Raw genomic sequence first — 16,725 nt, forward strand, 5'->3', positions numbered from 1 at the left:
CGATGCGATTGGCTTGCCGTGGTGCCCCGCCGGCACATGCGCTGAATCAGTGTTTAAAGTGACGCCGACCGGTCAGCACCATTGGCAAATCATGTTCATCACACGCTTCGATCACTTCGTCGTCGCGACGTGAACCCCCGGGCTGGACGATGGCAACCACACCGGCATCGGCGGCGGCTTCGATCGAATCGGGAAACGGAAAGAACGCATCGCTGCCCAACACCGAACCGGCGACGCGATCGCCCGCTTTTTTGATGCTGATTTCGACGCTGTCGACACGGCTCATCTGCCCCGCCCCGACGCCGACCAGCGATGTGTCGCGGGCCAGCACGATGGCGTTGCTTTTGACGTGTCGGACCATTTCCCAAGCGAAGGAAATATCGTCCCACATTTCACTGGGCACTTGTGCCTCGGTGGCTGTTTTCCATTGCAGCGGTGCGCTGGTCATGCGGTCGGCATCTTGAACCAGCATGCCACCGCTGATGAATCGTTTCGCCAGCCCGCTGGGTTGATCATCCAAACGGCCCACCTGCATCAAGCGGACGTTGTCTTTCCAACGTGGCTTGGACGTCAGCAAGCCGACCGCGCCGGCCTGGAAATCGGGCGCGACGATCGCTTCGATGAACAGCCCCGGTTGGCAAAGCAGTTCGGCGGTTTCCACGTCGACGGTGCGGTTGAAACCCAGCACACTGCCGAAGGCCGAAAGCGGATCACCGTCCAATGCCTTTTGACAGGCGTTGGCCAGTTTCGTGTCCGTTGCCGCACCACACGGATTGTTGTGCTTGATCACCGAAACGGCTGGTTGTGCGAAACCGCGAACGATTTCCAAAGCCGAATCCAGATCCAACAGGTTGTTGTAGGAAAGCTCTTTGCCGCTGATTTGACGAGCGGCGACCAGGTTGGCTGAACGGACCGAAGGGTCCAAGTAAAGCGCCGCACGTTGGTGCGGGTTCTCGCCGTATCGCAATTGTGATTTGCGTCGCAGGGTCAGGTGCATCGATGCCGGGAAATCACCGCTGATCGATTCGCCCAGCATGTAATCGGCGATCGCGCGATCATAGGTCGCGGTGTGATCAAAAGCCTCGGCGGCAAGCTGCTTTCGCAAATCGACGGTCGTGCCGCCATGTTCTTGCAGTTGGTCCAGGATGTCGCCGTACTGTTCACTGCTGGTGGCCACCGCAACGTCGCGATGATTCTTGGCCGCCGCCCGCACCAAACTGGGACCGCCGATGTCGATTTGTTCGATGCATTCTTCGCGGGTCGCACCGACGCGCGATGCCGTTGCTTCGAAGGGATACAGGTTGACGACGACCAAATCGATCGGCTCGATGTCGTGTTCCTGGATCGCATCGACGTGTTCGTCGTTATCGCGAATCGCCAAGATGCCGCCGAAAATCTTGGGGTGCAGCGTTTTGACGCGGCCGTCCAACATCTCCGGAAAACCGGTGTATTCGGCGACGTCCAAGACCTCCACACCGCACTCTTCCAAGTGACGCCGTGTGCCGCCGGTGCTGTAAATCGTTACACCGGCCCGTTGCAGCCCGGTCGCCAGATCAGCCAACCCCATTTTGTCGCTGACACTGATCAAGGCACTTTGAATGGGGACGACGTCCGACACTGGATTCATACTGCGGTGTTGGGGTAAACAAAAACGGCGAAAACGTTTACGGCGCGCCGCCCACTGTGACCGAAGGCGGGGGAATCGGCAAGCTGTCCGGCGGATCGAGGCGGCGAAATTCAACGCGGTTCGGGCAAATCCCAGGCGGCCGCGGTGAAGACTTCTGCGATCCGCTGCAGCGGGAAAAAGTGGTCACCCGGCAAGGTCTGCAGCCGCACCGGGGGCTCGGTGAAAAGGTCCCAACGTTGGACGTCCGCCAGACTGACCGCTCGGTCGTCGGTACCGACCATCGCCGTGACCGGGACCGGCAATGCAGCCGCATCCAAGTCGGGTCGATAACGTTCCAGCAATCCCAGATCGCTTCGCAACCCTGGAACGAAATGCGACCACGTTTCGTCGTTGTCCAAAATCTCTGGCGGCACGCCACCGAACAGCTCGTCCACCTGTTGCATCAACGATCGGTTATCCAACGTGTGCAACTCGGTTTGATGCGTCAATCGATCGGGGGCGGGAAACGACATCACGACCAGCCGCGCCGGCGAATGGCCCGCGTCGATCAAGCGTCGTGTGACTTCGTAGGCCAGCACCGATCCAAAGCTGTGGCCCAGAACGACGAAGGGAAGCCGACCGATTCCAAAGTCCTGCTGTAGGATCGCTGCGTACTGATCGGCCAGGGTGTGAAGTTCACCATCAAAGCGTTCGTCGATCGCGTCTTCACGCAGCGGTGTCACCGGGGTCAACAGTCGGATATCGGGCAAATCCGCCGCCGCGATCCGATCGACCGACTGGCGAACCCGATGGGCCAGCGTGTTGGATCCACCGCCGGCGTGATGAAACCAAACACAGTCGACCTTGGGATCCGAACCGCCGGTGTCGATCTGCCGGAACCTTGGTTGGTACGCTTTCAAAGTCGAATCCGGGTTGTCAGACATGAGGGATCGTGGGATGGACCGATCGGTTCGATGACGGCTGGAGACAGGCGGACAAGTGGGAATGACCGATGACCGCGGGATTCCGTTCGGGCAAAGTATCAGAGGCGAACGGGAACCCCGGCGTCACGCATGACGCGTTTGGTTTCTTCGATGGTGAATTGGCCAAAGTGAAAGATGCTGGCGGCCAGTGCCGCGTCGGCTTTTCCTTTCAAGATCGCATCGGCCAGATGACTCGGATGCCCCGCCCCACCGCTGGCCACCACTGGGATGTGAACGGCTTCGCTGACGGCCGATGTGATGGGCAAGTCGTACCCGTCACAAGTGCCGTCGGCATCCATGCTGGTCAACACGATTTCGCCGGCACCCAACGATTCGACTTCTTTCGCCCAAGCCACCGCTTCGAGTCCGGTCGGTGTTCGGCCGCCGTTGATGTGCACTTCCCAAAACTCTTGTCCGTCGCGGTCGACACGTTTGGGATCGATGTTGACGACGATGCACTGGCTGCCGAATCGGTCCGCCGCTTTGCGAACGAAGTCCGGATCTTTGCAGGCCGCGGAATTGATCGAGACCTTGTCGCACCCGGCTGACAACAGACTGCGAACGTCGTCGATGGTTCGGACGCCACCGCCGACGGTCAGCGGCATGAAGACCTGTTCGGCAGTCCTTCGAACCACGTCCAGGATGATGTCCCGTTCTTCGTGGCTGGCCGTGATGTCCAGATAGACCAGTTCATCGGCGCCCTCAGCCTCGTATCGCTGGGCGACTTCGACCGGATCACCGGCGTCACGCAAATTGACAAAGTTGGTGCCTTTGACGACGCGGCCTCCGTGGACGTCTAAGCAAGGGATCACTCGGGCGGCAAGCATGGCAGGGTCGTAATCGGCAGCGGCGCTGGAATTAAAAAACGAAATTCGGAAACATCAACGGGCCGGTGGATCTGAATTGATCCCAGTGGATCTGAATCAAAAATCGGCACGCAGGTTCGGACAACGTACCGCGAAAATCGGTCGGATCCCAGATCCCGCGACTCGGTGCCGATACGTGGCCCCCGAACGGGAAATCGCGGGGCTATCGTTCGCGCAGCACCATCGCCGCCGTCCGTTGGCACTGGGAAAGGTATCCGCCGCCGAACAAATTCAAATGGTTCAGCAGATGATAAAGCACGTACAACTGAACGCGTCGCCGCCATCCATCGGCCAGGGGGCGAACGTCTTGATAGGCATCATAAAATTCGCGTGGACATGATCCGAACAGTTGGATCATCCCAAATTCCGCTTCGCCGCACCCGCGATACACCGCGGGGTCGATCAATGCGACCCGCCCGTCGTTGGTGCACAGGTAATTGCCGCTCCATAAATCGCCGTGCAACAGACTGACGGTCGAATGACGCCCGGACAACAAATCATCCATGCGATCGATGACTTGTTGCACGTCTGATTTCAGTCGCGAGTCTGACCATCCGTTGTCGACCGCCAACTTCAACTGGTAACCGATGCGCTGTTGGGCAACAAAGGCCACCCAGCTTTCGCATGGCTGATTCCGCTGGATGGTGGCACCCAGGAAATTGTCCCGGTGCCAACCGTGCCGGTCATCGGTCGTCTCCGATGCGACGTGATGTTCGGCCAGTCGACGGCCGAACCCGGCAAAGAAATCAGCCGTCGGAGATTCTGATTGGATCCAGCGGGTGACCAGAAAGCTGTGGGATGCATCGACACCGGTCGCGATTGGTTCCGGGATGTGGATTACACCCGTCGATCGAAGTGCGTCCAAGCCGTCCCATTCGCAGGCAAAGTTCTCCGCGAAGTCGACCGTGTTGGTTTTGACGAACCAGGTGTCCGGTTGGTCTTGATCGCTAATGCCTCGGACACAGACGGCATCGCTGATGCAACCGCCACCCACCGAGTCGACCGAGTCGATCCGGCGAATTTGCGGAACGTGTCGGGGCAACCAATCTTTCAACATCATCGATGGTGTCGGCTACGTTTTAGACCACTGCGACATCCACGCTGACATACAAGTCGGCGGTTCCGCCGCCGATCGCGACGCCACGCATGGGGCTGACGTCGCGGTAGTCGCGCCCCAAACAAATCGGTATATGGTCACGACCCGCGATGCATCCGTTGGTCGGATCCAAATCCAACCAACCATGATCCAGGCCCACAAAGACACTGAGCCAAGCGTGCGATTCATCGGCACCGACCAGTTTTTCTTTCCCCGGTGGTGGCAGCGTCCGCAGGTAACCGCTGACGTATCGTGCCGCCAGCCCCATTGATCGCAGGCATGCGATTTGGACTTGGGCGAAGTCTTGGCAGACACCCGCCTTCAAATCAAATGACTGATGGACCGGCGTGTCCACGTTGGTTGCCGTGGTGTCGTAGCGGAAATCGGCGTGAATGCGACGCGTCAGATCTTCCACCGCGTCGTACAACGATTCGTGCGCATCAAACGACGGTTGGGCGTATTGGCGGTACCGTGCACCGATCGGAATCACGGGTGATGCGAAACGAAACTCGGCGACATCAAACAGGGCCAAGTCGATTGGTGTGGCCAAGTCGTCACAGACTTGTTTCCACGGAACGCCGCGAGCTTGATCGTTCCAAACCAGACTGGTCACTTGGACTTCGCTGTCCACGTCGACCACCAAGACGTCATGCAACGCTTCGATCGAAAAGGTTTCGACTTCGTTGCCGAAGTAATCGATATGCGTTTCCTGGGAATCGGGGTTCGGCGAAATCGTGGTTCCGCTGCGCAACACTTGGACCGTCGGCAACGGGCGCGGTCGCATCCGCAGTTGGTTTTGGCACACCGCGACCGGCCCGGCATAGCTGTACCGCGTCTGGTGCCGTATGCGATACCGCACCGAGGTATCGCCGGCGTCGGGCTGATCGGCGGGCGATGGATCGGCCGTGACGGTTGGTGTGGCTAAAGGCGGTGTTGCCGCGGATGTCGCCTGGCCGTTTCCCGATGCCGGAACGTTCTCGGGCAGAACCGGTTTGGGAGGTTCCGGAATGGGGGCCTTGGCCGATGGGTCAGGGTTTTCTGGTGGCGGATCGGATGACTGCATCATGGTTGCGACGTCCCACGTGTCGTTGATGACTGGGATTGAGATTGGGACTGTGACGCCTGGTCGGGTGTCGCGTCCGGTTGCGAATCGGTTGCCGACGCGTCGGCGGATCCACTTTCGGTGTTTTCCTCTGGCGTATCGGAGCGATCGCGATAGCGAATACCCGTCAGTTCTTGGGTCGTGGCGGTGTGGAAGAAATACTGTGCGGCAATCGCGTCAGACAATCGCGGCAGTCCTTCGCTGATCCGCTGAAGCAGAACTTCCAATTGTTCGCGACGTTGGCCATTGCTGACTCCCAAAGCATTGGGATTGGCCATTTCGACTTCGTGCAACAACGATTTGGCTTGCAACTGGTCGTCACGCAGGCTGGTCGAATTCGGGTCGCGCGGAAGTTCGCTGACGAAACGGTCGATGTCCTTCAGTTGGAATGCCAGTGAACGTGGGTTGCTGTCGTCGGTGACCAACAAATCGATCACGGGGATCGGACGAACCAGGTTCATGTATCTGGCGTGATAGGTCATCAGGCTGTCGCTGGCTTCCAACACGGCTTCGAACACATTGCGTTCATTCTTGATCGTCGAAACGAGTCCGGCGGAGATCAACTCGATGGTCTGGTTGGTTCGTTCAATACGACGGCCCAATTGCAAGAACCGCCACGCGTGGGTCCGGGTCATGCTGTCGCTAGACAGACCGGCGAACGCCAGCAGGTCGACCAACAATCGATTCAGCTTTTCGATCACAAAGCCGATGTCGCTGGTGGCCCGAGACGGACGACGGCTGAGTTCTTCGGCGACACGCTTGAGAACTCGATAGGCATCGGTCGACAAACGATCGCGAACCGCCGTGGCATTGGACACGACCAACTTGGCGGCGGACTGAAGGCCTTCGGGTTGGATCGTGTCGAACACACTTTCGGGCAACACGGTTTCCAACGACGGAAACGATCCACCCAATTCGTCGATCGCATAATCGGGTTCGATTTGGCCGATACCCGCCAACGCAGCGATCAACTGCGGGATCTCGCTTTGTCGTGACGTGCTGCCTTCGCCCGCCAGGCGTCGCAAGGTGGTTCGCAGCAGGCGAGCGATCGATTCGCAGCGTTCGACATAACGACCGAGCCAAAACAAATGCTCCGCAACGCGGCTGGATAGATCGCTGCCGCCCCGCTGAAGTTCAAGCCGAGAATTCGGATCGGGCAACAACGACACGTCCCACGCGGCGGGCTGTTCGTCGACGACCCAACAATCCATCGTCAATTGGCCTGAGGTGGGCGATCGGAACATCCGGTTTTCTTCCGGATCGGCTCGAGCCAGACCGCCCGGCAGAACTTCGACTTGATCCCCGTCCAGAATCTGAAACGAACGCAATGAAAAATGCCACGAACGGAACCGGCCTTCGTGCCAAACCGGCGTCGTCGCATGGTTCATCGTTTGTTGGGCGACAAACGCCGCCGGGTTGGCCCGGATGCGACTGGCCAATTCCGCTTTTTGATCCGACGACAGACTGCCGGCAAATTGGGGCGGTTCACGATCGATGACAAATGCCGGGCGAATCATGAATTGGTCCAAGTTTGCCAGGACGTGTTCGCGCTCCTTCAAACCGCCGCACCAATACGTGTCGATACTGGGCAGTTTTAGGTCTTCACCCAGCAAGTGTTTGCACGCGGCCGGCAAGAATGGCAACAACGCCGGCATCTGGACCAGAGCACTGCCGATCGCATTGCCGATCGCCACACTGCCGCGTCGCACCATCCGCAACAAACCGGTGACGCCCTGCGCCGAATGCGGATCCAATTCCAGCGGATCGCATTGTCGATCCGAAACGTGTCGCCAAACGACTTCGATCGGAACCAGCCCGCCCAAGGTGCGGAAATTCAGCCGGTCACCACGGACCGCCAAATCGCTGCCCTGGACCAGCATGTACCCCAAGTAGCGGGCCAGATAGGCGTCCTCGAAATACCGATAGCTCTTTTCCCCCGGGGTCAACAAAGCGATCCGGGGATTTTCGTGCATCCGCGGCGCCAAGGACTGCAACCGTGACCGTAACTTGACGAAGAACGCGGCCACCCGACGGACGTTGCATTGTCGAATCAGATTGGACAACGTCTGTGACGTGACGACACGGTTTTCCAGCAGATAGCCCAGACCGCTGGGGGCCCGGGTGCGATCACCGACCACCCACCAGGATCCGTCCACACCGCGTGCCAAATCGGTGCCCGTGACGATCAAACGCTGGGCTTGGCCCGTGTCGTCGACTGCGACCGGCAATCCGTGATAGACCCGGCGAAAGGACGGGTTTTTCCAAAGCAATTCCGGCGGCAAGATCCGCTGGCGGATCAACGTTTGCGGCCCCAGAAGGTCATCCAAAACGGCTTCCAACAACCGGGCACGTTGCTGCAGCCCGACTTCGACGAATGACCAGGACGACGCATCGATCGCGTGGGGGACGGTCGCCAATTTCCATGGTCGGCCGGGGCTGCGTTCGCCGTCGGTCGTGACACTGGCGGTTTCGGCGGCCGAACGAAACGTTGCCCCGCTGTCACGGATCATCATTTCCAGCTGGCTGGTCCGCTTGTCCAAGCCGGCCGGGCCGATCTGGGTGGACCAATCGACGATCGGCTGCCAGCCGCGACGGACGCTGCCGTCGGCCGATTTGCAGCCGTCAAAGAGCGCACCGCCGGGAAGATAATCGGCAAGATTCAAGGGTCCGGTCGCCTGTAGTTCCACGAAGGGTCCGCCTGGAACGAGTCATCGGGATGCGATCTGGGATCGCCTTCCTAAAAGTCGCACTATAGCGAACCAGGATTTCACGTCGTCAGGACTTGTCGAACAATTTTTTGTCCTACGCCAAGCCCAACCCACAACTGGCTCGTAACAGATCAAAGGTCACCGGATAGGCTTCATCGCTGCCGATCGGTGGCATCGGTGGCAACTGGATCATGCCGCCGGTCAGCGACTCGGTGTCAAATCGAGATGCGCGTCGTGATTCCGCTTCCACGCTGTTGACCGGGAAACTGTCGGTGCCGCGACCGCCCGGATGAACGACATGGTAGGTGCATCCCCCGATCGATGCGGCGGTATTGATGTTGACCACTTCGAACCGCAGGGGTGAATGGATCCCGATCGTGGGGTGCAAACACCGCGGCGGTTGCCACGCCCGGTACCGAATACCGGTGACATAGGTGCCTTGGATCCCCGTGGCATGCATGGGGACTCGCAAGCCGTTGCACAACAGCGCGTGGCGACTGGGGTCAAAGTTTTCCGCTCTGACTTCCATGCGTTCCACGCTGCTGTCGACAAATCGTGTGGTGCCGCTGGCTCCCGGTTCCTCGCCCATCACGTACCAGGGTTCGATCGCGTTGCGTAAGGTCAGCGAAACATTTTCGTAAGTGACTTCGCCGATCCGGGGGAATCGAAACTCGTAATGCGTTCCGAACCAATCCGGTTCCAAGCCCAAGCCGCGGTGCTTCATGAAACGCAGCACGTCCAGGAAATCGCTCCAGACAAAGTGCGGCAACATGAATCGGTCGTGCAGCGACGTGCCCCAGTGCGACAGTTTTTCCCGATACGGTTGTTGCCAGAACGCCAAAACCAATCCCCGGATCAGCAATTGCTGGGCAAGGCTCATCCGTGCGTGTGGCGGCATTTCAAACCCACGCAGTTCGATCAGGCCCAAACGGCCGGTCACACTGTCGGGTGAATAAAGCTTGTCGATACAGATTTCCGCACGGTGGGTGTTGCCCGTCAAATCGGTCAACAAGTCACGGAACAAGCGGTCGGTCAACCATGGCGGTGTGCTGTCCCAGCGTTGGGGCACCTGGGCCAAGGCCATTTCCAATTGATAGGCCGCATCGATTCGACCTTCGTCGGCCCGTGGCGCCTGGCTGGTCGGTCCGATGAATCGACCACTGAACAGATAGGACAAGCTGGGGTGATTGTTCCAAAACGCGATCATGCTGGACAGCACGTCGGGACGTCGCAGGAACGGACTTTCCGACGGATTCGATCCGCCCATGACGATGTGGTTGCCGCCACCGGTGCCGGTGTGCAGACCGTCCAAATCAAACTTCTCGGTGCCCAGACGGCTCAACCGTGCTTCTTCGTAAAGCGTTTCGGTCAAATGGGCCAATTCACGCCATGTCTTGGTCGGCTGGGTGTTGACTTCGATCACCCCGGGATCCGGCGTGATCTTGTAGTACTCCACACGACTGTCCGGTGGGGGCAGATAGCCTTCGATGATCACGGGCAACTGCAAACGCTCGCATGTTTGTTCGATCGCGTTGATCAAATCCAAGTAGTCTTCCATGCGATTGACCGGCGGCATGAAAACGTGCAATCGACCGTGCCGACATTCAATACACAACGCGGTGTGAACGACGTCTTCGCTGGTCGGCAAATCATCGTCTTCGTCGATTTCGTCGATGACTTGTTCATTGATCGGTTGGCCGCCTGGTCCACCGCTGCCGGGCCCCAGCGGTCCACCACCACCGCCGAATCCGTTTTCGCCACCTCGAGCTGGCATTTCTTGACGGATCTCGCGCAGCGGATCTGCGGAGACTCCTTTCATGCCACGCTGCATCGTCGGCAGTGGCCCGTTGATGGCGGTGGGATCATACGGTGCGGAATAGAATGCGTTCGTGCTGATACTGCTGACCGGCAATGTGTCCAACGGCAAACGCAATCCGATCGGTGAATCGCCCGGAATCAAATACACCTTTTCCGACCGAACCGGCCATCGCCCGCCCATCCAACCCGGGCGTGCCTGCCACCAAGCGCGCCGCAGCGGCAGCGTAAAGCCGATCGGTTTGCCAAGCCCGTGTTGGAACGTTCGAATCATCATCGCCCGTTCGTTGGGGTCCTTCAGCTTGGGTTCGGACGTGTCGACATCCACCGGCAATCGGTTTTCACGCCACAGGTAGTGAAACGTGTCTTCGAAGACCGGGAACGTCATCTTGGCGCTGATGTTCAATTCTCGCGCCAAGGTGTAAATGAATCGCTTGGCATCTTGAACGGTGTGTCCGTAGTCGACGCCTTCGTCGGCCAGCCACTGTTGATCTTTCCAAATCGGATGGCCGTCCTTGCGCCACATGCAAGTCAACGCCCACCGCGGCAATGATTCACCGGGGTACCATTTGCCCTGGCCATAGTGCAGCAGCGATCCGTTGCCAAAGTGCTTCTGCAATCGTCGCAACAGCACGTTGCTAAGCACGCGTTTGTCTTCGCCCACCGCATCGGTGTTCCACTGCGGGTCGTCCATGTCGTCGATGGACACGAACGTGGGTTCGCCGCCCATGGTCAAACGCAGATCGCTTTCCTGCATGATTTCATCAAAGCGATCGCCGGTCGCCATGATCTGTTGCCATTGCTTTTCGCTGTACGGCTTGGTGACGCGTGGATCTTCGTGAACACGGCGAACCGACATGTCAAACGAGAATTCGACCTCGCATGGTTCGTGTGCACCGGTGATGGGAGCGGCGTCACTGAAGAAGGGCGTGCAGGCCAGCGGAATATGCCCTTCCCCGGCAAACAGCCCGCTGGTCGGATCCATCCCGACCCAACCGGCGCCGGGCAGATAAACCTCGGTCCATGCGTGCAGATCGCAAAAGTCTTCGGTGGGTCCGGAAGGTCCGTCCAGCGAAGGCAGATCCGACGCCAATTGGATCAGATAGCCTGAGACGAACCGAGCCGCCAGACCGACGTGTCGCAATGTTTGAACCAACAGCCAAGCGGAATCCCGACACGAACCACGCGCAAGTTCCAGTGTTTCTTCGGCCGATTGGACGCCCGGTTCCATTCGCACCGTGTAATCGATGCGACGTTCCAGTCGCTGATTGACGTCGACCAGGTAGTCGATCACGCGGTCGGCCGACGTCGGCAATTCACCAACCCACTGTGAGAACAGCGGCGTCATCGGCGGCTGTTCCAGGTATGGCAACAGCTGTTTGCGTCGCACTTCGTCGTAATCAAAGGGCCATGCTTCGAATTCATCTTCAACGAAAAAGTCGAAGGGGTTGATGACCGTCATGTCGGCGATGAAATCGACCGTCACTTCTAAGTGATCGGCCGGCTTTTCAAAGACGTAGCGGCCGATCGGGTTGCCGAACGGATCTTGTTGCCAGTTGACGAAATGATCCGCCGGGGACACCCGCTGGCTGTACGCGATGATCGGAGTCCGCGCATGATAGGCGGGCTTCAGCCGAACCAGTTGCGGGCCCAGACCGATCGAACGGTCATACTGATACTTGGTCTGGTGGTGCAGAGCGACGCGAATGGTCATGCGTGTAACGTTACCTGAAAGTAGTCTTGGTTGAGAGCTTCGCCGATGTCGTTTAATTCAAGTTGCAGCGTGTCAATGAATTGATGCATCCCACCGGCCAAAACTTCTTTGACATTGGTGTTGGCCAATCGGTGACGCAGCCCCAACGATGCTTGTTTGGCCGATCGCGGATGGGCCGACGAACAGGCGTCTTCGATTTGCGAAAGCGACCAATCGGCCCCCGCGACACAGGAAAGAATGGATCGAGGAAACCGACGGTTGAAGATGAAGAAGTCGACGACTTTTTCGATGTCGATCAAGTGATGTTCGCGGCGATAGGCTTCGAAACCGCTGATCGCCAACAGCAATGCGGACCACTGGATGTCATCGACCGCGGTACCGACATCGTCGACGCGTGGTAGCAGATTGAAATATTTGACGTCCAAGATTCGCGACGTTTTGTCGGCGCGTTCGATCAGCCGTCCGAAATTGGCAAAGTGCCATCCGATGTCGTGGGACATCGTTCCATCCAAGATGCCATTCCAAAGCAGCGCTTGTTGGCGGACTTGATCGAAAAAGTCGGCAGTCGGTTCAACCTTTTGCAGCGCCGCATCGTTGACGAAATGGTAAAAGTCATTGATCTGTTCGAACGTTTCGCTGGACAGCGTTTCGCGAACGCCTCGCGCGTTTTCGCGTGCGTACCGCAGCGACGAAAGCATTGAATTGGGATAGCGATCGTCGAAGGCCAAGAAGTGGATCACCGATGGCCGATCAAAACGCGAATAGTGCTCGGAATACCATTGCGTGTCGCCGGTCACCTGGACCAAGGGTTCCCATGGATCCACCAAGTTTTCGGGTTGATCCAAGATGAAGTTCAACGTGACTTCCAAAAACCGTGACAGGTTTTCGGCCCGTTCCATCTGGCGGGACATCCAGTAAATCGATTCGGCAACGCGTGCGAGCATGGACCCGTCGGTATCTGTAATTGGCGGTTCTTGGGGCGAACAAAAAAATGGCGGCCGGGGCGGGCGCCACGGTGATCGGAGCGAATGGATCAGGTGCTTGCGGTTTCTTCGCCGGGATTGGCAACGACCCACGTGTCTTTGCTGCCGCCGCCTTGCGATGAATTGACGACCAACGATCCACGCTTCAGTGCCACACGGGTCAGCCCGCCGGGAATCACATCCACATCGGTCGGTGATCGACACAAAATGTAGGGACGCAAATCCACGTGGCGTCCTTCCAACGATTCACCCACCAAGGTCGGAACCCGCGAGAGCGAAAGTGTGGGCTGCGCGATGTAGTTACGCGGATTTTCGCGGATCAATTCGCCAAACTTTTCGCGTTCGGCCGGCGTCGCATGTGGCCCGATCAAGATGCCATAGCCGCCCGATTCGTTCGCCGCTTTGACGACCAGCGTGTCCAGGTTATCCAGCACGTGACGTCGGTCGTCTTCGTCCAGACAAACGTAGGTGGGAACGTTCTCCAGAATCGGTGTTTCGCCCAAGTAGTAGTCGATCATTTTCGGTACATAGGCGTAGATCACCTTGTCGTCGGCGATGCCCGTTCCCGGTGCGTTGGCCAACGCGATGTTGCCCGCACGGTATGCCCGCATCAAACCGGCAACGCCCAACACCGAGTCTTCGCGAAAGACCTCGGGGTCCAAAAACATGTCGTCCACACGTCGATACAGGACGTGGACTTGTTGCAACCCTTCGGTGGTCCGCATGTAAACGCGATCGTCTTTGACCATCAGATCGCGGCCTTCGACCAATTCGACGCCCATCTGTTGGGCCAAGAACGAATGCTCGTAATAGGCGCTGTTGTAGACACCCGGGGTCAAGACGGCGACGACCGGGTTGCGAACGCCTTCGGGCGCCATCGACACCAGCGTGTTGTACAGTCGTGCCGGGTAATCATTGACCGGTCGGACTCGACTGGCGTCGAACAACTGGGGAAAGTTTTTCTTCATCACCGCGCGGTTTTGCAGCACGTACGAGACACCCGATGGGCACCGCAGGTTGTCTTCCAGCACGTACACTGTCCCGCTGGAATCGCGAATCAAATCCGTGCCGGTGATGTGGCACCAAACGCCGTTGGGCGGCGTTAATCCCATGCACTGCGGCCGAAAGTCTTTGGACGTGTCGACCAATTCACGTGGGATCACCCCGTCATTGACGATGTTCTGGGGACCATAGATGTCCGACAGGAATCGATTGAGCGCACCGATCCGCTGTTTCAATCCGGCTTCGATATGGTGCCAAAGAATCGCCGGCACCACGCGTGGAATGATGTCGAACGGCATGATCTTTTCCGTCCCACGAGAATCACTGTAAACCGTGAATGTGATTCCCATCCGGTACATCGCCCGTTCGATGGCCCGCTGCCGCCGCGCCAAGGTTTCCCCCGAAATCCGATTGATCATGTCGACCAGGACTTCGGTATCGGGCCGCGCGATCGATCGGTCGTTGACCAATTCGTCGAAAAATTCGCCCGGGTCGTAATCGATCAATCGGGGCAGCGGTTGGGAAGCCGGGCCGTGTGGGTGGGCATCAGCCGCGGTGTCCCCCGGCGATGACTGGGATTGGGATTGCCACGATGATTCAGATTCGGTGGACATAAAGAAGACGGAGACGAGAAACGGCTAAAACGCGACCGACGATCCGTGAACCGCACACGCCGAAGGCGCGCGCCCTTTCCGCACGAAAGTCGCGATGGTGTTGAATGTTGAAATCAGATCCGCCTAGGGCGAAAGTCTAGTACGACGAACCCCGGTCACGCGAACACAGATTGGCCAGATTTTCAGATGTTCGTCAAATACCGCTTGTACCGCCTTGACGGCAGATTGCCCGACGTTAGCCCCGGGCCAATTTCGGTTTTGGTTCGGCCGCCGTCACATCGGGCCAAAATTTCGCCGATTCGGATTTCTGCGGCGGAGATCCCGCTACGTCCAACGCCGTAGCCAAAGTTCCAAAAACAGCAGATTCCAAAGCCGGTAACAGTGGTTTTGGCGATGGTTTTCATGGGCGGCAACCAAGTCGGCAACCGCATCATGTCGCAGGAACTGGGATACCCGGGCATCGTCGGCCAACAGCGTGTCGTGGACCATGGGTTTCAATTCGTTGCGAAACCAAGTCGCGATGGGGACGCCGAATCCCATTTTTTTTCGCGTAAAGATCTGTTCAGGAATTAGCGATCCGAATGCGTCTTGCAGCAAAATCTTTCCACGGCTGCCCCGACGCTTCAGTTCGATCGGCACCGAAGCGGCAAACTCCACCAGCCGGTAATCCAGCATCGGTTGCCGGACCTCCAGCCCGTGGGCCATCGCAGCGATGTCCACCTTGGTCATCAGATCGCATGGCAAATAGGTGACCACATCGCTGGTCGATGCCCGTGTCATCAGGTCGCGACCTTCGCTGCGATCCCAAGCCGCCAGCAGAAATTCGATGGGATCATCGGGCGGCAATCGATCCAAAAACGAATCGTTGTACAACTGGGCCCGCATTGTGAACGAAAAGATCTGTAGCCAGTTCATGTACCGCTGTGGGGACGAATGTCCCAACGCTTCGGCAAAGCGTTTGGCCCGGCGGACCAGGCTGCGTCGACGCCCCGAATCGGGCAATCGTTGGATCAGCGAAAACCCCGGCAACCGATGGATGGGAAACAATCGTGGTAATCGTTCGCTCAGGTGCAATGCATGGTAACGTTCATAGCCCGCGAACAACTCGTCACCACCGTCGCCGGACAAGGCGACGGTCACGTGTTGCTTGGTCAGTTCGGACAGATACCACGTCGGGACGGCACTGGAATCACCAAACGGTTCGTCGTAGTGCCAAACCAATTTGTCCAGCACATCAACGCCGCTGGGCTGAACCACGAACTTTTCATGCCGGGTTCCCAGGTGGCGGGCGACCATGTCGGCATAATGCGTTTCGTCAAAGTCGGCGACCGGGAAACCGATGCTGAACGTCCGCAACGGTTGGTCGGAATGCTGTTGAGCGATCGCCGTGATCAGTGACGAATCGATACCACCGGACAAGAACGAACCAAACGGAACATCGCTACGCATTCGCAGTCGTACCGAATCGGACAGCAATTCCTGTAAACGATCGATCGCATCGGTGCGGCTGATGTCGGCCTGCTTCGACGGGTCGTACGTCCAGTAGGGGTGAACGCTCAGGCGTCCGTCCTGGAACACCGCGTAATGACCCGGTGGCAACTTGCGAACGCCTTTCCAGATCGTGTTCGGGTGTGGAACGTATTGATACGTCAAGTATTGGTCGATCGATCCTAGATCCAGTTCGTCACAGACACCGTCGACCGCGGCCAGGCATTTCAGTTCGCTGCCGAACACCAGGCGTCCGTCTTTGACGGCGTAGTACAGCGGTTTTTGACCGATGCGGTCGCGAGCCAGAACCAAGCGGTGTTGCCGCGCGTCCCACAACGCGATCGCGAACATCCCGTTCAGCTGGGCAAAGCAATCGGGGCCCAGGTCTTCGAACAAGTGCAGAATGCTTTCGCCATCGCCATTGGTGGCAAAGCGGTGCCCGGCGCCTTCCAAGCGCAAACGCAACGTTTGGTAGTTATAGATTTCACCGTTGAAGACCATGTGGATCGATTGATCTTCGCAAGCCATCGGTTGTCGGGCGCCCGCCAAATCGATGATGGACAACCGTCGAAAACCCAGGCCAACGCCCAACGCTTTTCCACGTGCGTCGATGTGATGATCGTCCCGCCAAGTCTGCGAATCGTCCGGCCCGCGATGCGCGATCTGCTGCGTCATTCGCAACAGTTGGTCAGGGTCGATTCGCTGGTTCGGATCCGTCCAAACCGCTCCGGTGATTCCGCACAACTGA

At 58.3% G+C, this 16,725-nt stretch carries 10 protein-coding genes; all 10 read right to left on the bottom strand.

Annotation, left to right across the window (positions count from 1 at the left end; genetic code table 11):
* Positions 1-46: 46 nt before the first annotated feature.
* Complete coding sequence (gene purH / locus Mal65_RS00350) at positions 47-1,627, bottom strand: bifunctional phosphoribosylaminoimidazolecarboxamide formyltransferase/IMP cyclohydrolase (RefSeq protein WP_145292611.1); 1,581 nt, start codon at positions 1,625-1,627, stop codon at positions 47-49.
* Between the two features lie 110 nt (positions 1,628-1,737).
* Positions 1,738-2,550: a thioesterase II family protein gene (locus Mal65_RS00355; protein WP_145292613.1), complete on the bottom strand. Its 813-nt coding sequence runs from the start codon at positions 2,548-2,550 to the stop codon at positions 1,738-1,740.
* A 98-nt stretch (positions 2,551-2,648) separates the two neighbouring features.
* Complete coding sequence (gene hisF / locus Mal65_RS00360) at positions 2,649-3,416, bottom strand: imidazole glycerol phosphate synthase subunit HisF (protein WP_145292614.1); 768 nt, start codon at positions 3,414-3,416, stop codon at positions 2,649-2,651.
* 202 nt (positions 3,417-3,618) lie between these two features.
* On the bottom strand, positions 3,619-4,515 hold the full coding sequence (locus Mal65_RS00365; protein WP_145292616.1) for a fructosamine kinase family protein: 897 nt from the start codon (positions 4,513-4,515) through the stop codon (positions 3,619-3,621).
* A 19-nt stretch (positions 4,516-4,534) separates the two neighbouring features.
* Positions 4,535-5,617 carry a transglutaminase-like domain-containing protein gene (locus tag Mal65_RS00370; RefSeq protein WP_196784464.1) on the bottom strand — a complete coding sequence of 361 codons (1,083 nt, stop codon included), beginning with the start codon at positions 5,615-5,617 and terminating at the stop codon, positions 4,535-4,537.
* On the bottom strand, positions 5,614-8,316 hold the full coding sequence (locus tag Mal65_RS00375; protein ID WP_145292618.1) for a circularly permuted type 2 ATP-grasp protein: 2,703 nt from the start codon (positions 8,314-8,316) through the stop codon (positions 5,614-5,616). Before Mal65_RS00375 ends, Mal65_RS00370 begins: the two co-directional genes overlap by 4 nt.
* 139 nt (positions 8,317-8,455) lie before the next feature.
* Positions 8,456-11,890, bottom strand: a complete 3,435-nt coding sequence (locus Mal65_RS00380; protein WP_145292620.1) for a transglutaminase family protein — start codon at positions 11,888-11,890, stop codon at positions 8,456-8,458.
* Entirely contained in the window at positions 11,887-12,834 is a 948-nt protein-coding gene (locus Mal65_RS00385) for an alpha-E domain-containing protein (RefSeq protein ID WP_145292622.1), read from the bottom strand. Before Mal65_RS00385 ends, Mal65_RS00380 begins: the two co-directional genes overlap by 4 nt.
* 89 nt (positions 12,835-12,923) lie before the next feature.
* Positions 12,924-14,489, bottom strand: a complete 1,566-nt coding sequence (locus Mal65_RS00390; protein WP_145292624.1) for a circularly permuted type 2 ATP-grasp protein — start codon at positions 14,487-14,489, stop codon at positions 12,924-12,926.
* A gap of 324 nt (positions 14,490-14,813) precedes the next feature.
* Complete coding sequence (gene asnB / locus Mal65_RS00395) at positions 14,814-16,721, bottom strand: asparagine synthase (glutamine-hydrolyzing) (RefSeq protein WP_145292626.1); 1,908 nt, start codon at positions 16,719-16,721, stop codon at positions 14,814-14,816.
* Positions 16,722-16,725: the final 4 nt, after the last annotated feature.

Source organism: Crateriforma conspicua, assembly GCF_007752935.1.
GTDB classification, from domain to species: Bacteria; Planctomycetota; Planctomycetia; order Pirellulales; family Pirellulaceae; genus Crateriforma; species Crateriforma conspicua.